Here is a 21,285-nt window from a genome sequence, read left to right as displayed (position 1 = left end):
TCGTTCGCCGGCAGTGAGCACGTTACGGGATCTCGTCGATGGGTCGCGATCCGAAACGCTCCATGTTGGACAGCGCCTCGACGAGCCCGGCCAGCAGCGCGGTCCGCTCGGGCATCCGGTCCAGGCAGACGTACTCCTCGGCGGAGTGCGCCCCACCGCCGACCGCGCCCAGTCCGTCAAGCGTCGGTACGCCCAACGCGGCGGTGAAGTTGCCGTCGGACGCGCCGGCGGCGTACGCGCCGACGAGGCCTGTGATGCCCAGCTGGCCGGCGATCGCCTGGGCCAGTTCCAGCAGCGGCCGCGACAACTCCGCGGACATCGGATAGCGGTTGATCCCGCCCTGCACGTCGAGCGTCGCCTCGGGCAGGACCGGCACCAGCTCACGGATGGCGCTGTCGACGCGTTCCAGCTCGTCAGTGGTCCAGGCCCGCACGTCCACCGCCAGGCTGGCGCGCTCGGGCACCGTGTTCGTCGTCGTGCCCGCCGAGAGCAGGGTCGGGGTGACCGAGGTGCCGCCGCTGTCCGCCGCGCCGAGCGCGCCCAGTGAGAGCACCTGGTGGGCGACCTCGACCGTGGCGTTCACCCCGCGCTGCGGCTCCACGCCCGCGTGCGCGGCGCGACCGGAGACGATCAGGCGGTAGACCGACCCACCCTTGCGGGCGACCTTCACGTGCCCGTCAGGGGTGGCCGCCTCCAGGACGAGAACCGCGCCCGAACGCCGCGCCTCCCGTTCGATGAGCGGCCGTGACGTGACGGACCCGGACTCCTCGTCGCAGGTGAGCAGCACACCGACAGTCGAGGTGTCGCCGACCAGGCGCAGCGCCGTGAACATCTGCACGATGCCGGCCTTCATGTCGCACACGCCCGGCCCGGTCGCGACATCCCCACTGACGGTGAACGGCCGGGACCCGATCGTCCCGACCGGGAACACGGTGTCGAAGTGGCCGAGCAGCAGCACCCGCTGGTCGACGGCCGGCCACAGCAGGTGTGGCAGGCCGTCCACCACGACCCGACGGGCCGGCCGGCCGAGCACCTCCTGCCCCCAGCGGGCGAGCAGGTCGGCACAGGACTCCAGATGGGGCAACGAGCCAGGTGCCGACTCGCGTGCGACGAGCGTGCCCAGCCGGTCGACCATGTCGGTGTGAAGCCGCTCAGCGACGTTCAGCAGACTGCGTGGGTGATCCATCGGTCCCTCCGACTGCACGGCTGATGGGCCTGGCCAGGCATCTCCATCGACAGTTGCAGAGGGAACGGACAGCGGTCACCCTCGACCGTGCTCAGGCTGCCGGAGGTCGGGCCGCCGCCCCGTAACCGACCTCGATGATCCGGCGGGTCGTCTCGGCGTACGCGTCCTGACCGGTCGGCGCGAAGGTCCCCAGACCGTCGACGTACCTGTTGAACATGCAGAACGCGGCGGCGATCAGAACCGTGTCGTGGATCTCCACGTCGGTGGCACCCTGGGCGCGGGCGCTCTCGACCAGCTCGGCAGTGACGTTCCGGCCGCTGATCTGCACCGCGCCCGCGATGCGCAGCAGCGCCCGCAGCTTGGCTGAGATCGGAGCGCTGTCGAGGTCCGCGCGTACCTGGTCGACGAGGTCCATGCCCTCGTCGAGCTGCGCCGCCGCGAACGCCGAGTGCGACGCACAGCAGAACGTGCACTCGTTACGCCCGGACACGTACGCCGCGATCAGCTCCCGCTCACCTGCCGGAAGCGAGTTCGGGGAACGCAACAGCACCTCGGCCAGCTCGTTGAGTGGCTTCGCGGTCTCCGGACGGTACATCATCGGACCGGTGATGCCGGGGAACTGCTTCTCGTCGACCCCGAGATCGATGTGCGCCATGTGACATGTCCTCCAACCGTTGACCGGGCCCGACCGGACGACGCCTCAGCGCGGACGACTGTCCGATGGGGACGGCGCGGCAGACGCCGTGCAGTCACGATCTCATCCCGTACGTCGTTCGTGTTCCTTCCTTCGTGCTGTTTTCATCGATCGGCCGACATGTCCGTCGGCGTCCAAGCCGGGCGCGGAGGAACGCCCGCAGGTCCCGTTCCCTGGATGGAAGTGGCGAATCAGGAGGCGGTGGGGCGGCGTTGGGGCGGGGCGTTCACCGGGTCCGGGTGTTCGTTGTGGTTGTGGAGCAGTTCGGTGATCCATCGTGCGGCTTCGCGTTGGGTGCCGAGCAGGTGGTTGCGGGCGTCGGCCACCTCCTGGTCGTCGGCGTCGTCGCCGAGGAGCGCGACCCATCGTCGACTCAACTCCTCGGCGTACCGGGCTCTGCGCATCTGCTCGTCGAACTGGTACTCCAGCTTCACCATCCGGTCGACGTGCGGCTGGAGCGCCGGCATGATGCGGTCGTCGAGTCGGACGGCGGCGTCGGGCCGGCAGGTGATGGTGATCTCGCCCCGTCGGTAGGTCCACTCCGGATCCTCGGCGAGAGCCTGCTGCAACGCCACCTCCAGGTCGCCCGCCCGGTGTGGCGGCAGGTCCCGGGCGGCGTCGGCGGCGAGCCGGGTCAGCCGTTGGATCGCGTGGGGCTGGAAGTACTGCACGTACCAGCTCAGCACCTCGGAGCGCAGGCTCGCGGGCGACGACCAGGCGAACGTGGCGCGGACGTGGAACGAGTACACGTAGCCTCGGGCCGGGACGGTGATCAGCCGGGGCGCGTCGCGTTGTTCGACGAGGGGGCCGGGCGGCGACGGGTCGGCCCCGGACCCCACGGGAGCCTCGTCCTGGAGGGCCGCGACCAGCCGGTCCCAGCTTCGCGCCCACCACCGCCACCCACGGACGCTCACGTCGCGGACGACGGCGAGCCCGCGTACGCCGCGCTGCCGCCACTGGTCCGCGGGTCTCGGCCTCCCATCGGGGGCGTCCGTCATGGCACCCCTCCATGGTCACGGATCCGCACGCCACGCTAACAACAGGTGACCGATATGTCCGCCGCCACGCCGCACGGCGGGGTCGCCCGCGTGACCTTCTCGTCCCTGCAACCGGTCGCCGGCGCGCACAATGAGGCGATGACGCTGGGGCTGTTGGTGACCGGGTGAGCAGACTGCGGACCGGGCGGCGGGTGGCGACGGTGGTCGGCCTGGTCACCGTGCTGGCGGTGGTGATCGCGATGCTCCCCGGGCGTCGGGGCTGGTTCGACGTCGGGGTCTACCACGGCGCGGTCGGGCACTGGGTGCGCGGCGGCGACCTGTACGGCTGGACCACCCACAACGGGTATGGCTTCACCTATCCGCCGTTCGCCGCGGTCAGCATGTCACCGATGGCGGCACTGGCCTGGTATCCGACGATCGTGGCGCATCTGCTGCTCACCGTGCTGGCCGTCGCGTTCCTGCTGCGCCTGCTGGTGGACCCGTTGGCGCGGCGACACGGCTGGAGCCGCTGGTACGCGCTCGCGTTGACGTGCTGCCTGCTCGCGGGGCTGAACCCGGTCCGGGACACCGTGGGCTTCGGGCAGGTCAACCTGCTGCTGGTGGCGCTCGTCTATCTGGACCTGTGGCTGCTGGAGCGGGGCAGTCGGCTGGCCGGCATCGGCACCGGGCTGGCAACGGCGGTGAAGCTCACCCCGGCGGTCTTCGTCGGGTACCTGCTGGTCACCGGGAGGTGGCGGGCGGCGGGTACGGCAGTGGCCAGCGCCGTCGGCGCCACAGTCCTCGCGGTGGTGCTCGCCCCGCGGGCCAGCCGGACGTTCTTCACCGACACGCTGTGGGACACCGACCGGATCGGGCGGTTGGAGAACGTGGCGAACCAGTCGCTGCTCGGCCTGGTGGCCCGGCTCGACCCGGCGCACCCGGACCGGCGACTGTGGCTGGTGCTGGCCGTCGCCGTGTTGGCGGTGTGGGTGGTGCGGGTGCGCCGGGCCGTGCGGCTGGGCGACGAGCCTGCCGGTTTCGCGTTGACAGGTGTCGCCGCGTGCCTGCTCAGCCCGATCACCTGGGTGCATCACCTGGTGTGGCTGGTGCCGGGGCTGGTGGTGCTCGTCGCGTCGACGCTGCCCTGGCCGCCGGTGGACCGGGCGGCGCGTTGGCGGCTGGGCGGCGTCGCTGCCGCGTACGTGGTGCTGTGCAGCGGGCTGGTCTGGATGTTCAGCAGCGGCTGGGCCGGGCCTGTGGGTTTCGTCGGCGCGAACGCGTACCTGTGGGTGAGTGTCGGAATGCTCGTGCTCCTGCCGGTGGGACGGGCCGCGGGGGCGGATCATCCGGGGTTCACCGAGCATTGTGGAGGCGTTGTGCCGCGAAGGGGTGTCGCCGTCGACCGCCAACGGTGAGACTGGGTCCGATCCGACAGTCACGCGGATCGATGGATTGGATGGTCTGGAGGCAACCTGTGTCCACCCCCGTGTCCCCGCTGGCCACGCTCGGCGCGATCCGCCGGCGTACCACCACCGTCGCCCTGCTCCTCGCCATGGTCGCCGCCGCGCTGGTCGGCCCGTCCGTGGTGGCCCCCCGGCTGACCGAGTCCGCCTCGGCGGCGGTCTACAGCTCGTGCACCGTCAGCCGCTGCGCCGACGCCCGTACCGCCCGCTCGGGATGGTCCGCCAAGGGCTTCCCCACCAGTCGGGGCTGGTATTCCTGGAGCGGAGGGCTGTCCAACTTCGCCGGCGGCCGGTTCTACAACTACGAGGGACAACTGCCCACCAACGCCACCTACTACGAGTACGACGTCTACCCGCGCACCCAGGGCGCGGCCCGCGACGCGTACCGGATCGTGGTGAACCGCAGCACCGGGGTCACCTGGTTCTCGCCCAACCACTACACCGACTTCTACCGGCTCTGACCTACCGGTGGCCGGCCGGTCCGGGAGGCACGTGATGATCGATGAGGACGACGGGTGGGCCGGCGCGGTGGTGCTGGCCGGGGCGGCGGCCCGGACCCGGCCCGCGCTGTTCGCCGCGCTGGCCGGGGCGCTGGCTCTGCCGGCCTACCTGGGGAACACCTGGGACGCCCTCGCCGACGTGCTCCGGGACCGGCTGGACGCCGGCCCCCTCACCCTGCTGGTCACCGACGCCGGTCAGCTGCTCGCCGACGAGCCCGCCGATCAGTACGCCCTGCTGCTCGCCGTGCTCGACGACCTCACCAGCACCGCCCCGCACCCCCTGCGTGTCGTGCTGCGCTCCTGACCGGCCTCACGGCTCACGTCTCGCGTGCTCCCGGTCCGCGGCGGCGCGCATTTCCCGGTGGCTCGCGGCACGTGTCCGGATCAGCGTCATGACTCCCAGGTATGACTATGACTCCGAGGTATATCGCTCTCCCGAGTAACACGGCCGCGCGCCGGCCCCACCCTCCCCAGGCGACCGAGCGAGCTGTGCGGGTGCTGGGTTCCCGACAGTCCGGCCGGACGGCCGGGGGTATCCCCGGGATCTGAGGACGTGTCGCAGAACCCGGTGATGCCCTGACCTGGTCAGGAAGGGCGGGCAGGCTGGTCCAGGATGGCGCTGAACCGCTCCTCGGCCAGGTCGAGCTGGCCGAAGATGTGCCGCTTCACCGCCGGCGACAGCGGGGTGTCCGGCCGGCCGACCAGATCGCGGAACAGCGGCACCAGCGGCCGGTACTTGCGGGCCGAGGAGACCACCTTCGGCCCGACCGTGTGGATCACCCCGACGCCGTTGTCGGTGAAGTCCGACACCTTGATCACCCGCGCCCACGGCTCCCGCTCCAGGCTGACCGCCAGGTGCTCCCGGTACTGGGTGTTCCGGTCACGCTCCGGGTCGTACGCCGGGTTGGTGACGGCGGCGACCAGCGCGGCCACCCGCGGCCCGAACCGCGCGGCGAGCGCGTTCAGCGCGGCCTCGGTCTGGTCGGTGCCCGCCTCGCCGTCGGCCAGCTCGGCCGGATGGTCCTCGACCGAGTCGTGCAGCAGACCGGCGACGATCACGTCCACGTCGCGCACCTGGTAGTGGTGCATCAACCGGATGGCCACACGCAGCAGGTGGTTCAGGTACGGCTCGCGCACCCGGCGGTCGTCGCGGTGCAGGTCGGCCGCGAGGCCCAGCGCGGCGGTGAGCCTCGCGCGGGCGTCGGCGTCGAACTGCTGGATCTCCAGCCGGAAGCGTTCCAGCAGACCCGGCTCACCGTGGATCTCCGTGATCGCGTGCATCGGCATGCTGCCCAGGTGCGGCGGGAAGTCCATGCGTCACTTATAGCCGATCTTCAGCACATCGATGACCCCGGCACGGGTGGTTCGGCTGTTCACATCGGTAGGCGGTCGGCGCCGGCGAGGGGACCGACCACGAGGGGGACAAGCGGGGCCGGCAGGACCGGCTCCCGGCGCAGGGTGGGCGTCCAGCCCGCGTCGGCGCCCAGGTCGGGGTCGTGCGCCGCGTTGTACGCCGCCAGCAGGTCGACCGGCCGCGCCACGCCGCCGCCCTGGCGTACCCAGGTGCCGCGCTCGGTGAGCGCGGTGCCACCCCAGTCGTAGAGCAGGTCCGCCGGGTCGACGGTCGCGTCCAGCGTGAAGAAGTTGTCCTGCGCGTAGATCGTCGACTGCACGCCGACGCCCAGCGCGTACTGGAAGCCGTCGCCGCCGAGCCGGTAGTGGTTGTTGTAGACGTCGACCTGGCCGAAGCGCACCCGGGGCAGCCGTTGCAGGACGCCGTCGAAGAGGTTGTGGTGCAGGGTCACCCTCAGTCGCCCCACGTCCGGGCCGACGGTGTTGGACGAGCCGATCAGCATCAGCTTGTCCCGCCCGGTGAAACGGTTCCACGAGGCGGTGACTCCGCTGGCGGTGTGCGTGACGTCCAGCGAGCCGTCGTGCACCTGGTACGGCCGACCGAAGTGGATCGGCTGGGCGCTGTCCGGGTTGTCGCCGTCGGTGAAGGTGTTGTGGTCGACCCAGACGTTCTCGCCGCGGCGTACGGAGATCTGGTCGTACTGGCTGTTCCAGTTGCCGGCCTCGCCGTCGGTCGGTGACCAGGCGGGGAAGCAGTCCCGCGCGTCGACGAGGGTGAGGTTGCGGACGATGACGTTCGACGCCCGGTCGATCATGAGGGTGAGGCCGGTCAGCCGTGCGCCGCGCAGCCCGATGACCGTCGTGTTGGGGCCGACGTTGATCTGCGTCTGGCGGGTCTGGTTCGCCACCGACCGGACCCGGGCCTCCTCCAGCGGGCCCGCCGGTGGCACCCGACCCCACACCGCGGGGTCGTACGCGGCAAGGTAGGCGTCCAGCCGGTACCCGGGGTCGGCCAGGTCGCCGCAGTCCAGCGACGTGCCGTCGGGTCCCTCGAACCCGTCGACGTCGCCCTTGACGTAGATCAGCTTCGGGGTGGCGTCGGTGGCGTTGCTCGCGTTGTCGCCGCCCAGGGCGGCCACCAGCTCGGCGCGGCTGCCGACCACGCGGGTGCGGTCCGGGGTGGCCGCCGACCCGCCGGTGGTGCCGGGGCCGCCGGCCGCCCAGCCGTCCCGGTCGGGCAGGGTCTGCCGCCCGATCTGCTGGGCCATCCAGCCGAGCCGGTCGGGTCGGGCCGCGGCCCCGGCCGGCGCGGCGACGAGGAGCAGGGCGGTCACCGTGGCGCCCGCGAGGATTCTGCGCATCGGTCTCTCCCGGATCAGTGGTGGTGGGTGGGGCGGCTGTCGGTCAGTTCGGCGCGGTACGCGGGCACCGCCCACGGCACACCCAGTTCGCTGGGCAGCGCTCCCTGCTCGGCGGACCGGCGCAGCACGTCCACGACACCCCGCAGGTGGCGGACCCGATCACCGCCGTCGCCCACCCCGACGACCAGGTCGCCGTCGAGCAGTCGTGGCTCCGGCGCGGCCCGCAACGCGTCAAGCAGCGCGGTGAACGGGGCGGTACGGGCCAGCGGCGCGATGAGCGGAGCCCTGAGCGGATCGGCCCGGTGCGCGAGCAGGTTCTCCAGCAGACCGTGCCGGCCGGGGACCTGGCGGGTCACCACGTCCCCGGGCAGCCGCAGCCGGTCGGTCGGGTACTCCAGCACCGCCCGCCCCCCGGTGCCGGTCACCACCACCTCACCTGCCACGAACTCCTCTGCGGCAAGTGTGACCGCGGCGAGCACCGCAGGGCCGGCGCGGAACCGGACCCGCAGCACCGCGGTGTCCTCCACCTCGATGGGTCGGACCCGGTAGCGCTCCACCTCGATCGCGACCGGCCAGGGCGGCGCCCCACCGAGCGACTCGGCGACGGCGAGGCACTGCATCACCGCGTGCGCCAACGGGTTGGCCAGTGCGCCGTCCAGCACCGGCCGCCCGTTCAGGGTGCGCCGGCCGGCCCAGGCGGAACGGGCGTAGTAGGCGTCCGGGCGCTGCCAGGCGGCGACTGTGGCGATCCCGGTGACCGTGCCGAGACGGCCGGCGACAAGCGCGTCGGCCAACGCGGTCAGCGCCGCCGAACCGAGCGCCTGGAAACCGACCTGGGCCACCCGACCGGCGGTGGTCAACGCCCAGGTCAGCTCGTCGTGCTCGGCCAGGGACAGCACCGGCGGTTTCTCCAGCAGCAGGTCCGCGCCGGCGGTGAGGGCGTCGCGGGCGATCGGCAGGTGCGTGTGCGGCGGGGTGCAGATGACCACCACCTGCGGCCGGGTGGCGGCGAGCATCGCCCGATGGTCGGTGAACACCTGGACCCCTGGCGGCAGTGGCGCCTCCGGGTCGTCCTGCACCGGCTCGACGTCAACGAGCGCGACCAGACGCAACAGGCCGTCGGCGTGCAACGGCGCGATCACGCGTCGGTGCCACCGGCCGTGCCCGTTCGCCCCGATCACCGCCACCCGCGTCGGCGCCCCGTTCACCGGGCACCGGCCGGCGGGAGCTGCCCGTTCACCTGACACCGGCCAGGGTGGCCTCGACGCCGTGGCGTGCCAGGGCGGTCAGCCAGGCGGTCACCTCGGCGCGTACCTCGTCGTCGCCGGCCACCTCGGCCGGGATGACCTCGCGTAGCGCGAACACCGCGTCCACCGCGCCGGCCGGGCTCTGCGCGCCGGCGTCCAGCGCGGCCCGGATCGGCCCGGCGAGAGGGTCCTGGAACGGTAACGGCCGGCCGTCGTCGGCGTACCCCAGCGCGAAGCGCAACCAGGCCGCCACGACAAGCGCGCCCCAGCGCGCGGACCGGCCGGCCGCGCGCAGGTCGGCGATGGTGTGCAGGACCCGCTGCGGCAACTTCTGCGAGCCGTCCATCGCGACCTGAAGGGTGCGGTGCCGGATCGCCGGGTTGCCGAACCGGGCGAGGGCCTGCTCGCCGTAGTCGACCACCCGCACCCCGTCGGGCGGCGTGAAACTGGGCGCGACGTCCTCGGCGATCAGGCGGCGCAGCACGTCGGTCAGGTGCGGGATCTCCAGGGCGTCGGCGATGGTCTCCCGGCCGGCCAGGGCCCCCAGGTACGCCACGGCCGAGTGCACCCCGTTGAGGCCGCGCAGCTTCAACCGCTCCCAGGGGCCGGCGTCGTCGGTGAGGACCGCTCCGGCGTGCTCCCAACCCGGCCGTCCGCCCGGGAAGTCGTCCTCGATGACCCACTGCGCGTACGGCTCGGCCGCAACCGCCGCCAGGTCGGTCACGCCCAGCGCCCGCCGGGCCGCGTCGATCGTGTCGGGGGTGCTGGCCGGCACGATCCGGTCCACCATGGTCCCCGGGCAGGTGACGTTGCCGGCCACCCAGTCGAGCAGCCCGGCGGGCACACCTGCCGCACGGCCGACCGCCTGGTCCACCAGACCCCGCAGCCGGCGACCGTTTGCGGGCAGGTTGTCGCAGCTCACCAGGGCCAGCGGTCCGGCGTCCGCGGCGGCCCGGGCGGCCAGCCCCCGCAGCAGCAGCCCCGGTACGGTGGTCGGCGGGCGGCCACCGGCCAGGTCCGCGGCGAGCGCCGGATCCGGGGACAGGTGGCCGGTCACCGGGTCGAGCTGGTACGCCTTCTCGGTGACGGTGAGCGTCACCACCCGCACCGCCGGGTCGGCGAGCAGCGCCACCACCGCGTCCGGGTCGCTGGCCGCGTGGCGTACGCCGCTCAGCGCGCCGACCACCCGCGTCGTGCTGCCGGACGCCGAGAGGGTGCTGACGCTGAACAGGTAGTCCTGCCCGGCAAGAGCCTCCACCAGCGCGGTGCTGCGTGGGGCGACCGCCACGATGCCCCAGTCGCCGCCGACCGCGCCAACCGCCGCCTCGGTGTAGACGGCCTGGTGCGCGCGGTGGAACGCGCCCAACCCCAGGTGGACGACGCCGGCCGGCACGGTGCCCGGCCGGATCAGCGGACGGGCCTCGAAGGGCAGTCGGCGCAGCACACCCACGCCGAGCCGGGAGGCGCCGACGGTCACCGCCACGCCGGACCGTCCGGGAAGCGGAACTCGGCGACCGACGCCTGCTTCATGGTGGCGCTGTAGCCGGGCTGCTCCGGCAGCAGGTACCTGCCACCGCGGGTACGCACCGGGTCGACGAAGTGCTCGTGCAGGTGGTCGACGTACTCGATCATCCGTCCCTCCAGGCTGACGCCCACCCGCAGGTAGTCGAAGACGGCCAGGTGCTGGACGTACTCGCAGAGCCCGACACCGCCGGCGTGCGGGCAGACCGGCACGCCGAACTTGGCCGCGAGCAGCAGCTCGGCGAGTACCTCGTTGACGCCGCCGACCCGGCACGCGTCGACCTGCATCACGCCTATCGCCTCGGCCTGGAGCAACTGCTTGAAGATCACCCGGTTGGCGGCGACCTCGCCGGTGGCCACCCGGCACCGGCCGCCGGTCAGCTCGGTGACCGCGCGGGCGATCCGGGCGTGGCCCAGGATGTCGTCGGCGTGCGTCGGCTCCTCGATCCAGTACGGGTCGACCTCCGCGAGGGCAGTCATCGCGGTGATCGCCTCGTCGACGTCCCAGACCTGGTTGGCGTCCATCATCAGCAGCGCGTCCGGGCCGATCTCCTCCCGGATGATCCGCGCTCGGCGTCTGTCGTCGGCGAGCGGGCCGCCGACCTTCATCTTCATCGCCCGCCAGCCGTCGTCGTACGCCCGCCGGGTCAGCGCCCGCACCTTGTCGTCCGGGTAGCCGAGCCAGCCGACCGAGGTGGTGTACGACGGGAAGCCGTCGCGCTCCAGCGTGGCCAGCCGGTCGGCCAGGCCGTCGCGTCCCTTCTCGAGGATGGCCGTCGCCTCGTCCGCTGTGAGCGCGTCGGTGATGTGGTGGAAGTCGACGCTGGCGACGAGCTCGTCGGTGGGCAGTTCGGCGAGGAACCGCCACATCGGTTTGCCGGCCACTGTGGCCCGCAGGTCCCACACCGCGTTGACCAGAGCGCCTGTCGCCATGTGGATGACACCCTTCTCCGGGCCCAGCCAGCGCAGCTGCACGTCGGCGCTGAGCGACCGCCAGAACGCCACAGGCTCGGCCGCGATCTCCTCGATCGTGCGTCCCCGTACGTGGTGGGCCAGCGCGCGCACCGCCGCGCAGGTGATCTCGTTGCCCCGGCCGTTGGTGAAGGTGAACCCCGCGCCGACCGGGCCGGCATCGGTGCCCAGCTCGACGTACGTCGCCGAGTAGTCACCCCGGTTGATGGCGTCGGAGCCGTCACCCCGGGCGGCGGTCGGGAACCGCACGTCGTGCACGTCGACGGACGTGATGGTCGTGGTCACTTGTTGTCGCCTCCGAAGTTGAAGACCCGCTTGGGCAGCCGGTACGCCAGGTCGACGATGGTCTCGGCGGCCTCGTCCATCGGCAGCCGGTGTTCGGCGACGAGCCGGGCCAGGAAGCCGGCGTCCACCCGGCGGGCCACGTCGTGGCGGACCGGGATGGAGCAGAACGCCCGGGTGTCGTCGACGAACCCGGTCGTGTTGTAGAAGCCCGCGGTCTCGGTGACCGTCTCCCGGAACCGGCGCAGCACCTCGGGGGAGTCCAGGAACCACCAGGGCGCTCCGAGCAGCAGCGCGGCGTACCCGCCGGCGAGGGGCGCCAGCTCGCGGCTGAAGGTGTCCTCGTCGAGGGTGTACAGCACCAGCCGCAGCCGGCTGTCGTTGCCGTACCGATCCAGCAGTGGCGCGAGTGCGTGCACGTACTCGGTGGCCTGCGGGACGTCGCCGCCCACGTCGCGGCCGTGCCGGGCGTGCAGCGAGCGGTTGTGGTTGCGTACCGCACCGGGGTGCAGTTGCATGACGAGGCCGTCGTCGAGCGACATGCGGGCGAACTCCATGAGCATGTGCGCCCGGAAGGCCTCCGCGTCGGCCGCGTCGGCCTCGCCGCGCAGGCCCCTGTCGTACAGGCGTGCGGCCTGGGCCGGGGTCAGGTCGAGGGTGCGCGCGGTGGGATGCCCGTGGTCCGACGAGGTCGCCCCGGCGGCGATGAACGCGGCCCGGCGGACGCGCAGCGCGGCCAGGTAGCCGGTGTACGTGCCGGTGTCCTCGCCGGCCAGCTCGCCGAGGCGCCGCACGTTCGTCGTCCAGCCCTCGAACTCCATGTCCACCACGTCGTCCGGGCGGAAGGTGGTGACGACGCGGCCACCCGGTCCGCCCCAGCCGTCGGCGGCGAGCTTGGCGTGCTGCCCCAGGTCGTCCAGCGGTGACTCGGTGGTCGCGAGGACCTCGATGTTGAACCGTTCGAACAGTGCCCGGGGCCGGAAGTCCGGCTCGGCGAGCCGGGCCGCGATCTCGTCGTAGACGTCGTCGGCGGTGGCCGGGCCGAAGGGGGTTCGCACGCCGAACACGGTGCGGAACGTCCTGTCCAGCCACAGCCGCGACGGGGTGCCCCGGAACAGGTGCCAGTGCGCGGCGAACCGTCGCCAGATCACCCGGCCGTCGGTCTCGGTCGGGCTGCCGTCGCGGGTGGGCACCCCCAGGTCGGCCGGGGGTACGCCCTGGCTGAGCAGCATCCTGGTCAGGTAGTGGTCCGGCACGATGAGCAGCCGCGCCGGATCGGGAAAGGGCTGGTCCTCGGCCAGCAGGGCCGGGTCGACGTGCCCGTGCGGCGAGATGATGGGTTGCTCCGCCGCGAGGGCGTACAGCTCCCGGGCCAGCGCGCGGTGGCCGGGCTCGGACGGCAGGAGCAGGTCGGTGTGGTCGGACGTCGGCACGGGGCGGGGCTCCTCGTCGGTGGTCAGGAGAGGGTGAGCAGGTCGGCGACCCGGACCGGTTGGCCGGTCTCGAAGGACCGGTTTGCGGCCAGGCCGGTGAGCAGGGCCGACGCGCCGTCGTCGGCGGTCGCGGCGCGGTCCAGCGGGTCGGGTCGGCCGCCCAGGAGCACGCCTGTCATCCGGGCGTCCGCGCCGCCGTGGCCGTGCCGGGTACGGCCCTCGACGGGGATCTGCCGTGGTGGCTCCCAGAACGGGCGCAGCGTGAGTGTCGCGCCACCGCCCTCGGCCGGCGCCTCGGCGCCGTGCAGGGCTGCGCCCTTGACCGCGCCGGCGGTGCCCCGGTCGACGAAGTCGTTCTCGGTGACCTCCAGCTCCAGCCGGCCCCGACTGCCGTTGACCATCACCCGGTAGCCCTCCCAGGGCGCGTACGCGGTGAGGTGGTAGGTCATCGTGGCGCCTGTGGAGTAGCGGGCGAGCACCGCCATGTCGTCCTCGATGCTCACGCCCGGGGCGAAGACGTTGCGGTCGCGTTGGTAGCCGTCCTCGGCCTCGGCGTCGAGGTACAACTCGCGCAGCCGGGGGTGCGCGTCGAGTCGCAACGCGAACGGGTCGTCGACGGCGGCGGGGGAGCCGTACGCGCGTTCGTAGTCGCGGGCGTAGCCGTGCCGACGGCCACCGTCGCCGTAGAAGAAGAGCCGACCGGCGGCGTACACCTCGACCGGGGTGGCGGCCAGCCACCAGTTGACCAGGTCGAAGTGGTGGCTGGCCTTGTGCACCATGAGCCCGCCGGAGGTGGCCTTGTCGCGGTGCCAGCGGCGGAAGTAGTCGGCGCCGTGGCGTACGTCGAGCAGCCACTCGAAGTGCACCGAGCCGATCTCACCGACCGCGCCGTCGGCGAGCAGCCGCCGGACCTGTTCGTGCAACGGGTTGTAGCGGTAGTTGAAGGCCACTGTCACCCGGCCGCCGGTCTCGGCCACCGCGTCGAGGATGCGCCGGCAGCGGGGAGCGTCCACCGTCATCGGTTTCTCGGTCACCACGTCCCGGCCGGCCCGCAGCGCGGCCACCACGTACTCGTCGTGGGTGACGTCCACGCTGGTGACCAGGACGACGTCGACGCGTTCGGAGTCCAGCATGGTCGCGAAGTCCCCGGCCTGGTACGCGGGCACGCGACGGTGGCCCAGCTCGGCCAGCCATCGGTTGTGCGCGTCCATCCGGGCCTTGTTGGTGTCGGCGAAGGCGACCAGCTCGGTGGTGTCGGGGTGGTCGAGCACCAGGGCCCGCACGAACATCTCGGCCCGCGCGCCGGTGCCCACGACTGCGTACCGGACCCGTCCGCCGGCTCTGGATGACATTCGGTGGCCTCCCGGTGATCCTGCAAAGGTTTGCAGTGAAGTAATCACGGTCGATCCGATGACGTCAACGCCGACGGCGTAATCAGCGGTAAATGTTCCTATTTATGGGCCTGTAGATCACCAATGGGAGCCTCGGCGCAACAGAACCGTAACCATCCACCGTTGACACTGGAGCAACCGTTTGCATTAATTGGCGGCACCCACGTGACCGCCGCCACATCGGACGAAAGGGCCGCCGTGCCAGTCACCATCCGGGACGTCGCCCGGGCGTCCGGTGTGCACATCTCCACCGTGTCCCGCACCTTCTCCGCGCCGCACCTGGTCAACCCGGAGACCCGGGTACGCGTGCTGGCCTGCGCGGAGGACCTGGGCTACCGGCCTAACCGGGCCGCCCGTGCCCTGATCACCGGCCGTACCCACAACATCGGGCTGATCATCGCCGACATCGCGAACCCGTTCTTCCCGCCGCTGATCAAGGCGGCGGAGAGCCAGGCCCGGCACCGCGACTACCACGTCTTCGTGGCCGACACCAACGAGGACCCGACAGCCGAGGAGGAGCTGGTCCACGCGCTTGCCAAACAGGTGGACGGGGTGCTGCTGTGCAGCCCGCGGATGAGTAACAGCCTCATCGAGCAGCTCAGCCGCGAGGTGCCGCTGGTGGTGGTGAACCGCCAGGTCACCGGCCTGCCCTGCGTCCTGATGGACGTCGGGCAGGGCGCCCGCGCGGCGATCGAACACCTGATCGGCCTCGGCCACCACCGCATCGCGTTGCTCGGCGGGCCGCGCAGCTCGTGGACCAACCGGGAGATGCGCCGCGCCGCCGCCACGGCCGCCCGCGCCGGCGGCGCCGAACTGACCATGCTCGGCCCGAACGCGCCCACCGAGACCGGCGGCTCCGCCGTCGCCGAGCAGGTCCGGCGCAGCGGCGTGTCGGCAGTGCTCGCCTACAACGACCTGATGGCGATCGGCCTCATCGAGGGGCTCGACGCGCTCGGGGTCCGGGTGCCGCAGGAGGTGAGCGTCGTCGGGGTCGACGACATCGCCCTGAGCCGGCTCACCCGACCCAAACTGACGACGGTGGCCACACCCACCGCGGCCGCCGGCCGGACGGCCGTCGACATGCTGCTGCAACAGGACATCGAGTCACCGCGCGGCGCGCGGGGGCTCGGCGCCGGCACGGCGCTCGGCGTCCGTCGTACCACCGCACAGGTAATGCTCCAGACCGACCTGGTCATCCGCGACTCGACCGGCCCGGGCCCACGGGCCCGACCGGCACGTCCCCCGGCCGCTTCGCGTGGCCCGGACCCGCATTGCCCTGCGGGCCCGGGCACCCCGACCACGGCCACCGGTGACGCCGTCGCCTCCTAATGCCGAGGAGTGAGCGCTCATGCACCCCGCAACGCCCCCCACCACTGACACGCCCGTCGGGCGTCATCACCGTACCCCGCTGCCCAGGCGACGGCTGCTGCGCGGCCTGCTCGCCGCGACCGTCGCCGCGCCACTGATGTTCGGTGCCGCCGCGTGCGGAGACGACGGCTCCGCCGCCGACCCGAACGCCCCGGTCAAGCTCTCCATCTTCTGGTGGGGCGGCGACGCGCGGGCCAAACTGACCGAGGACGCCCTCGCGCTCTACACCAAGAAGCACCCCAACGTGACCTTCGAGACGACCTGGCAGGCCAACCAGGGCTACTTCGACAAGCTGGCGACGCTCACCGCCGGCGGCAACCCGCCGGACCTGTTCCAGATCGACGACAACTACCTGTCCGAGTACGCGGCCCGCAGCACCACGCTCGACCTGACCTCCTACCAGAAGTCCGGCAAGCTGGACACCTCCAAGTTCCCCGAGAGCCTCTGGCAGTACGGCGTGGTGGACGGCAAGCTCGCCGGCCTGGCCGCCGGGGAGAACACCCAGGGACTGGTCTACAACAAGACGCTGCTGACCAGGAACAACCTGCCCGAGCCCACCACCGGGATGTCGTGGGAGGAGCACATCGCCTGGGCCGAGCAGGTCACCGCCAAGACCAAGGTGCCAGGCACGCAGGACCCGAGCGCCGACTACAAGGCGTTCTGGGTGTGGCTGCGCCAGCAGGGCAAGGACCTCTACCAGGGCAAGGAGCTGGGCTTCACCGCCGAGGACGTGACCAGGTGGTTCGACCTGTGGAAGGGCGCCCGGGACCGCAGGGCCACCCCGAGCGCCGACGTGATCCACGAGGGCAACTCCAGCGACGTCACCAAGCAGCTGGTGGTCACCGGCAAGTCGGCCACCTCCTGGGTCTGGGCCAACCAGATGCCCGACCTGAAGAAGAACACCAAGGACGAGCTGGGCGTGGTCGCCTACCCCGGTGACCCGAGCGCGCAGTGGGCCCGGGCCTCCATGTACTGGTCCGTGTTCAAGGGCAGCAAGCACAGGGACGTCGCCGTCGACGTGATCAACTTCCTGAACAACGACCAGGAGGCGGTCAAGCTGCTCGGCACCGACCGCGGTCTGCCGTCCAACCTCGACCTGCGGCGGGTGGTCAGCGACGACACCACCGACCCGGCCATGAAGCAGTCCATCGCCGTCGAGGCCGAGCTGACCCAGAAGTTCGGCAAGTCCCCGCAGGTGCCGATCAAGGGCCACAGCAAGGTCAAGTCCGAACTGATCAAGGCCGCCGAGAACGCCCAGTACGGCCGGGCGACCCCCGCCGCGGCCGCCGCCCAGTTCGTCGAGGCGTGCAAGGCCGCCATCGCCTGACCGCCCCACCAGGCGAGGAGAGGAGCTGCTCGTGGCGTTGACCACGGCACCCGACCCGACCCGACGCGGCCCCGGACCGAACCGGGCCCACGCCGGCAGGCGTGGGCCCGGCCTCCGGCACAGCGAAGGTCTGGCGGGGTACGTCTTCCTGTCGCCGTGGCTCATCGGCCTGATGGGTGTCACGGCGGTCCCCATGCTGCTGTCGCTCTACCTGAGCTTCACCAACTACGACATCCTCACCCCGTTCTCCGAGGTGCGGTGGGTGGGGTTGGCCAACTACGAGCGGATGTTCACCTCCGACCCGTCGTACTGGCACGCCGTGCGGGTCACGGTGACCTTCGCGCTGGTCGCCGTACCGCTCAAGCTCGCCGCGGCGCTCGGCGTGGCACTGCTGCTCAACCGCGCCTGGCGCGGCGTCGGGCTGTTCCGCGGCCTGTTCTACCTGCCGTCGCTGCTCGGCGGCAGCGTCGCGCTGGCCATCGTCTGGGTCAACATGTTCAATCGCGACGGCGCGTTCAACTCGTTCCTGAGCCTCTTCGGCATCCAGGGCAAACCCTGGGTGAACGACCCGGACTGGGCCCTTCAGACGCTGATGGTGCTGGCCATCTGGCAGTTCGGCGCACCCATGGTGATCTTCCTGGCCGGTCTCAAGCAGGTGCCCACCGAGCTGTACGAGGCCGCCTCGGTCGACGGGGCCGGCAGGTTCCGCCAGTTCCGCAACGTCACCCTGCCGATGCTCTCCCCTGTCATCTTCTTCAACCTGGTCCTGGAGACGATCAACGGATTCCAGGGCTTCACCGCCGCGTTCGTGCTCAGCAACGGCACCGGCGGCCCGGTCGACTCCACACTCATGTACACGCTGAACCTCTACATCACCGGCTTCACCGACCTCGAGATGGGCTACGCGTCGGCCATGGCCTGGGTGTTCCTGCTCGCCATCGCGGTGATCACCGCGATCTTCTTCAGCACCGGGCGGTTCTGGGTGCACTACTCCGACGGGGAGGACCGGTGATGGTGGCGGTGACCCAGGTGCCGGCCGCCCGGCGACGCCCGACCGGGCGCTCGCTGCTGCGACTGCTGATCCTGGTGGCGATCGTCGCCGTGGTGCTCTACCCGCTGATCTGGATGGTCGGCACGTCGGTGAAGTCCCAGGAGGAGATCGTCAACAACATCGGGCTGCTGCCGGAGCGGTTCACCCCGGGCAACTACACCGCCGGGTGGTCCAACTTCGACGTCAGCTTCGGCCGGTTCTTCGTCAACAGCGCGATGGTCAGCCTGCTCACCGTCGTCGGCAACGGGCTCTCCTGCCTGCTCGCCGCGTACGCCTTCGCCCGGCTGCGGTTCCGGCTGCGGGGCGTGTGGTTCGCCGTCATGATCGGCACGCTGCTGCTGCCCCAGCACGTGCTGATCGTGCCGCAGTACATCCTGTTCCGCACGCTCGGGCTGGTCGGCGGCGAGTGGCCGTACCTGCCGCTGCTCATCCCGCAGTTCCTGGCCACCGAGGCGTTCTTCGTCTTCCTGATGGTGCAGTTCATGCGGGGCGTGCCACGGGAGCTGGACGAGGCGGCCCGGATCGACGGGGCCGGCCCGTTCGGCATCTTCCGGCACATCATCCTGCCGCTGAGCCGCCCCGCCCTGGTCACCACAGCGATCTTCTCCTTCATCTGGACGTGGAACGACTTCTTCCGCCAGCTGGTCTTCCTGTCCCAGTTGGAGGACTACACGGTTCCCGTCGCGTTGACCCTGTTCATCGACTCGACGAGTCAGAGCGCGGTGGGGCCGATGTTCGCCATGTCGGTGCTGTCGCTGCTACCGGTCTTCCTGTTCTTCGTCGCGTTCCAGCGGATGCTCGTCGAGGGGATCAACACCAGTGGCATCAAGGGCTGAACCGGCCGACGGTGGCGGACGGCAGGACTGGCGCGACGTCGTGCGTGACGCCGCCGACCTGGCGCTGCTCGGCATCCTGCTGACAGTCGCCGCGCTGCCCGTGCTCACGCTCGCCGCGGCGGCCGGCACGGCCAGCGCGGCCCTGCACGACTGGACGCGTACCGGCAACTGGCCGTCGGCGCGGACCACAGTGCGCCGCTTCGGCCGCGCGGCGCTGCCCGGTGTGCCGGTCAGTCTGCTCGCGCTCGCCGTGGCCGGGCTGCTCGCCGCCGACCTGGCGGCGCTGGCCGCCGGCCGGGTGCCAGGCGGCCCGGTGGCGTTGCTGGTGACGGCACTGGTCGTGGCCGGCCTGGTCGGGTACGCCGGGCTGGTCGTGGTCGAGGTGGGCGGCAACGGGGGCGGGCGGTGGCGGGCAGCGGCCCGTTCCGCCGCCCGCGCCTGTCTCGACGCGCCCGCCCCCTGGGCCGCGCTCACCGGGGTCGTCGCGCTTGCCGGGTTGCTCGCGCTCCTGGTCACCCCGGTCGCGGTGCCGATCCTCGCCGGATACACACTGGCCGCCCTGCACGCCGTCGCCCGCCGCCGGCCGGTCGCTGCCGACCTCACCGGAGGCCGGTCGGCCACCGTCGACCGCGCCGACCGCCGGCTGGCCGCCGTCGACTCCGCCGGTCGGGCGGTGCCCGCGCACCCGGAGTTGCCGTGAGCGGGGCGCAGGAGCCGGCGCGGCTGCTGGTCTACGGGACCGAGGTGGCCCGGTACGTGCTCGACCCGGCGCTGGACGCGCGGCACGGTCCCCGGCCGTACCTGCACCCGGTACGCACCCTGGGCGGCACAGTGGTCACCGACGCGCTGCCCGCCGACCACGTGTGGCACCTCGGGGCCTCCCTCGCGGTGCAGGACGTCAACGGCACCAACCTCTGGGGCGGACGCACCTACGTGCGCGACGTCGGCTACACGTGGCGCGACGACCACGGGGTCATCGCCCACACCTGCTGGTCGGAGCGGGCCGACGAGCAGGTGGCGCACGAGCTGCAGTGGCGCGACCCGCACGGGCGAACGCTGCTCACCGAGCGGCGTCGGCTCGCCGCGTCGGCCCTCGCGCCTGACGTCTGGCGACTCGACCTGGACTCCGCGCTCACCGCCCCGCCCGAGGAGGAGGTGCGCCTGGGCAGCCCGGCCACCAACGGTCGCCCCGGAGGGGCCGGGTACGGGGGGTTCTTCTGGCGGGCCGCCGCCGACGGCGGACCGGAGGTGTTCACCGCCGACGCCACGGGGGAGGAGGCGGTCAACGGCAGCGCGGCGCCGTGGCTCGCGTTGACCGGCACCGGGCCGGGCGGCGGGGCGTACACCCTGGTCTTCGCGGGGCTCGGCCCCGGCGACAGGTGGTTCGTGCGGACCGCGATGTACCCGGGGGTCTGCGTGGCGTTCGCGTTCGACAGGCCGGCGGTGGTGCCGGCCGGCGCGACCCGGCACGGCAGCTACCGGGTGTGGGTGGTCGACGGGACGGTCGACCGGGAGCGGGCCGCGACACTTGTCGCCCCAACGCTCGGACAACCCGACGGCGGGGTCAGCGGGTGGGCAGGGCGGCGGTGACCCGGACGGCCTTGACGATCGCCGGGATCGAGCCGATGAGCAGCACCAGCCCCCAGATGATCGCGATGATCGCGAAGACCAGTGCGGCCACGTCGTCGACGATGCTGACCAGGATCACCGGCACGAGGTTGTGCAGGAACTCCAGCACGACCGTGCACAGCAGGGTGGTGAGGATCAGCAGGACGAGGCCCTTGTTCTGCAGGAAGCGCGGCTGGGCCGCCACCAGCAGCCCCGCCCAGAGCAGCTTGAGCAGCAGCACCAGCCCCAGCAGCACCGACGCCTCGCCGACCGGGAAGAACCCCCACAGGGCCAGGTACGCCAGGGTGCCGAACGGGACGGCCAGGAACAGCGACACCATGATCATTAGCTCGACGAACGCGATGACCAGTGCGACCAGCCCGACGATGATCAGGATGATCGAGAAGATCAGGCTGGCGATGCCCTGCACGCGGCCCTGGACGCGTTCGGGCAGGAGCAGACCCAGACAGAACAACCCGGTGCTCCAGACCGCCACCGCGTCGATCAACGCCAGGTGGCCGGTGCCCCGACCGGACGGCTCGCTGACCCCTGACACGTCGTCGATCTCCACGTCGAGCGCGCCGGCACTGTCGGCCAGCGCCGAGCTGGCGTCGGCGCCGCCGAGCAGCAGCCCGGCGCCCAGCTCCACACCGATGGCCAGCACGACGGCGAGCATCGCCAGCAGCAGGAACGGCTTGCGCAGGTCACCCACGGC

The 21,285-nt window shown here is 71.9% G+C and carries 21 protein-coding genes; 10 read left to right on the top strand and 11 right to left on the bottom strand.

All coding sequences use genetic code 11. From position 1 onward, the window contains the following. Positions 1–22 precede the first annotated feature (22 nt). The 3 genes from ACZ6N8_RS17400 to ACZ6N8_RS17390 all read right to left on the bottom strand — a co-directional run bounded on the left by ACZ6N8_RS17400 (position 23) and on the right by ACZ6N8_RS17390 (position 2,878). Positions 23–1,186 (bottom strand): M20 family metallopeptidase, encoded by a 1,164-nt coding sequence (locus ACZ6N8_RS17400; protein WP_466011025.1) that lies wholly within the window; start codon positions 1,184–1,186, stop codon positions 23–25. Between the two features lie 91 nt (positions 1,187–1,277). After that, on the bottom strand, positions 1,278–1,841 hold the full coding sequence (locus ACZ6N8_RS17395) for a carboxymuconolactone decarboxylase family protein (protein WP_357989748.1): 564 nt from the start codon (positions 1,839–1,841) through the stop codon (positions 1,278–1,280). A 230-nt stretch (positions 1,842–2,071) separates the two neighbouring features. Beyond that, positions 2,072–2,878, bottom strand: coding sequence for a hypothetical protein (locus tag ACZ6N8_RS17390; protein ID WP_466011024.1), 807 nt, complete (start codon positions 2,876–2,878; stop codon positions 2,072–2,074). Between the two features lie 45 nt (positions 2,879–2,923). Between ACZ6N8_RS17390 and ACZ6N8_RS17385 the strand changes: the two genes are divergently transcribed. From ACZ6N8_RS17385 to ACZ6N8_RS17370, 4 genes are read left to right on the top strand one after another with little or no spacing between them, the layout of a single operon-like run. Beyond that, positions 2,924–3,046 carry a hypothetical protein gene (locus ACZ6N8_RS17385; RefSeq protein ID WP_466011022.1) on the top strand — a complete coding sequence of 41 codons (123 nt, stop codon included), beginning with the start codon at positions 2,924–2,926 and terminating at the stop codon, positions 3,044–3,046. Further along, on the top strand, positions 3,043–4,272 hold the full coding sequence (locus ACZ6N8_RS17380) for a glycosyltransferase 87 family protein (protein WP_466011020.1): 1,230 nt from the start codon (positions 3,043–3,045) through the stop codon (positions 4,270–4,272). The genes ACZ6N8_RS17385 and ACZ6N8_RS17380 overlap by 4 nt, the downstream gene beginning before the upstream one ends. Before the next feature lie 59 nt (positions 4,273–4,331). Next, positions 4,332–4,781: a ribonuclease domain-containing protein gene (locus tag ACZ6N8_RS17375; protein WP_466011019.1), complete on the top strand. Its 450-nt coding sequence runs from the start codon at positions 4,332–4,334 to the stop codon at positions 4,779–4,781. 34 nt (positions 4,782–4,815) lie between these two features. Further along, positions 4,816–5,124 carry a barstar family protein gene (locus ACZ6N8_RS17370; RefSeq protein WP_466011018.1) on the top strand — a complete coding sequence of 103 codons (309 nt, stop codon included), beginning with the start codon at positions 4,816–4,818 and terminating at the stop codon, positions 5,122–5,124. A gap of 281 nt (positions 5,125–5,405) precedes the next feature. On the opposite strand, the gene ACZ6N8_RS17365 is transcribed toward ACZ6N8_RS17370, so the two are convergent. The 7 genes from ACZ6N8_RS17365 to ACZ6N8_RS17335 are packed head-to-tail and all read right to left on the bottom strand — an operon-like array spanning position 5,406 to position 14,341. Next, positions 5,406–6,134: an HD domain-containing protein gene (locus ACZ6N8_RS17365; protein WP_466011017.1), complete on the bottom strand. Its 729-nt coding sequence runs from the start codon at positions 6,132–6,134 to the stop codon at positions 5,406–5,408. Positions 6,135–6,193: 59 nt separating this feature from the next. Beyond that, positions 6,194–7,534 carry a pectate lyase family protein gene (locus tag ACZ6N8_RS17360; RefSeq protein WP_466011015.1) on the bottom strand — a complete coding sequence of 447 codons (1,341 nt, stop codon included), beginning with the start codon at positions 7,532–7,534 and terminating at the stop codon, positions 6,194–6,196. 14 nt (positions 7,535–7,548) lie between these two features. Further along, positions 7,549–8,742 carry a Gfo/Idh/MocA family protein gene (locus ACZ6N8_RS17355; RefSeq protein WP_466011013.1) on the bottom strand — a complete coding sequence of 398 codons (1,194 nt, stop codon included), beginning with the start codon at positions 8,740–8,742 and terminating at the stop codon, positions 7,549–7,551. A 28-nt stretch (positions 8,743–8,770) separates the two neighbouring features. Beyond that, positions 8,771–10,264 (bottom strand): mannitol dehydrogenase family protein, encoded by a 1,494-nt coding sequence (locus ACZ6N8_RS17350; protein ID WP_466011011.1) that lies wholly within the window; start codon positions 10,262–10,264, stop codon positions 8,771–8,773. Then, positions 10,255–11,559 (bottom strand): enolase C-terminal domain-like protein, encoded by a 1,305-nt coding sequence (locus ACZ6N8_RS17345; protein ID WP_466011009.1) that lies wholly within the window; start codon positions 11,557–11,559, stop codon positions 10,255–10,257. Before ACZ6N8_RS17345 ends, ACZ6N8_RS17350 begins: the two co-directional genes overlap by 10 nt. Then, the gene (gene uxaC / locus ACZ6N8_RS17340; RefSeq protein ID WP_466011007.1) at positions 11,556–12,989 is read right to left on the bottom strand and encodes a glucuronate isomerase; all 1,434 of its coding nucleotides are present in this window, start codon (positions 12,987–12,989) and stop codon (positions 11,556–11,558) included. Before uxaC ends, ACZ6N8_RS17345 begins: the two co-directional genes overlap by 4 nt. Before the next feature lie 23 nt (positions 12,990–13,012). Beyond that, on the bottom strand, positions 13,013–14,341 hold the full coding sequence (locus tag ACZ6N8_RS17335) for a Gfo/Idh/MocA family oxidoreductase (RefSeq protein ID WP_466011005.1): 1,329 nt from the start codon (positions 14,339–14,341) through the stop codon (positions 13,013–13,015). Positions 14,342–14,578: 237 nt separating this feature from the next. Here ACZ6N8_RS17335 and ACZ6N8_RS17330 point away from each other — a divergent pair, with 237 nt between their 5' ends. The 6 genes from ACZ6N8_RS17330 to ACZ6N8_RS17305 are packed head-to-tail and all read left to right on the top strand — an operon-like array spanning position 14,579 to position 20,552. After that, positions 14,579–15,709 carry a LacI family DNA-binding transcriptional regulator gene (locus tag ACZ6N8_RS17330; protein WP_364364466.1) on the top strand — a complete coding sequence of 377 codons (1,131 nt, stop codon included), beginning with the start codon at positions 14,579–14,581 and terminating at the stop codon, positions 15,707–15,709. 19 nt (positions 15,710–15,728) lie between these two features. Next, entirely contained in the window at positions 15,729–17,075 is a 1,347-nt protein-coding gene (locus ACZ6N8_RS17325) for an ABC transporter substrate-binding protein (protein ID WP_466011004.1), read from the top strand. A 31-nt stretch (positions 17,076–17,106) separates the two neighbouring features. Continuing rightward, a complete protein-coding gene (locus ACZ6N8_RS17320) occupies positions 17,107–18,087 on the top strand; it encodes a carbohydrate ABC transporter permease (RefSeq protein ID WP_466011002.1) in 981 nt (326 codons plus the stop codon). Beyond that, complete coding sequence (locus ACZ6N8_RS17315) at positions 18,087–18,962, top strand: carbohydrate ABC transporter permease (protein ID WP_466011001.1); 876 nt, start codon at positions 18,087–18,089, stop codon at positions 18,960–18,962. The genes ACZ6N8_RS17320 and ACZ6N8_RS17315 overlap by 1 nt, the downstream gene beginning before the upstream one ends. Continuing rightward, the gene (locus ACZ6N8_RS17310) at positions 18,946–19,662 is read left to right on the top strand and encodes a hypothetical protein (RefSeq protein ID WP_466010999.1); all 717 of its coding nucleotides are present in this window, start codon (positions 18,946–18,948) and stop codon (positions 19,660–19,662) included. The genes ACZ6N8_RS17315 and ACZ6N8_RS17310 overlap by 17 nt, the downstream gene beginning before the upstream one ends. Continuing rightward, positions 19,659–20,552 (top strand): DUF6807 domain-containing protein, encoded by an 894-nt coding sequence (locus ACZ6N8_RS17305; protein WP_466010997.1) that lies wholly within the window; start codon positions 19,659–19,661, stop codon positions 20,550–20,552. The genes ACZ6N8_RS17310 and ACZ6N8_RS17305 overlap by 4 nt, the downstream gene beginning before the upstream one ends. Here the strand turns inward: ACZ6N8_RS17305 and ACZ6N8_RS17300 are convergent. After that, on the bottom strand, positions 20,527–21,282 hold the full coding sequence (locus tag ACZ6N8_RS17300; protein WP_466010995.1) for a hypothetical protein: 756 nt from the start codon (positions 21,280–21,282) through the stop codon (positions 20,527–20,529). The genes ACZ6N8_RS17305 and ACZ6N8_RS17300 overlap by 26 nt on opposite strands. Positions 21,283–21,285 lie beyond the last annotated feature (3 nt).

This window comes from Micromonospora sp. NPDC047521 (assembly GCF_055587305.1).
Note: the sequence above shows the minus strand (reverse complement) of the source record. Positions and strands in the feature narration are given on the sequence as shown.

Coding starts and splice junctions, on each gene's coding strand:
- ACZ6N8_RS17400 (WP_466011025.1), bottom strand. CDS start 1,186: ATGGATCACCCACGCAGTCTGCTGAACGTCGCTGAGCGGCTTCACACC.
- ACZ6N8_RS17370 (WP_466011018.1), top strand. CDS start 4,816: ATGATCGATGAGGACGACGGGTGGGCCGGCGCGGTGGTGCTGGCCGGG.
- ACZ6N8_RS17335 (WP_466011005.1), bottom strand. CDS start 14,341: ATGTCATCCAGAGCCGGCGGACGGGTCCGGTACGCAGTCGTGGGCACC.
- ACZ6N8_RS17365 (WP_466011017.1), bottom strand. CDS start 6,134: ATGGACTTCCCGCCGCACCTGGGCAGCATGCCGATGCACGCGATCACG.
- ACZ6N8_RS17390 (WP_466011024.1), bottom strand. CDS start 2,878: ATGACGGACGCCCCCGATGGGAGGCCGAGACCCGCGGACCAGTGGCGG.
- ACZ6N8_RS17315 (WP_466011001.1), top strand. CDS start 18,087: ATGGTGGCGGTGACCCAGGTGCCGGCCGCCCGGCGACGCCCGACCGGG.
- ACZ6N8_RS17395 (WP_357989748.1), bottom strand. CDS start 1,841: ATGGCGCACATCGATCTCGGGGTCGACGAGAAGCAGTTCCCCGGCATC.
- ACZ6N8_RS17325 (WP_466011004.1), top strand. CDS start 15,729: ATGCACCCCGCAACGCCCCCCACCACTGACACGCCCGTCGGGCGTCAT.
- ACZ6N8_RS17360 (WP_466011015.1), bottom strand. CDS start 7,534: ATGCGCAGAATCCTCGCGGGCGCCACGGTGACCGCCCTGCTCCTCGTC.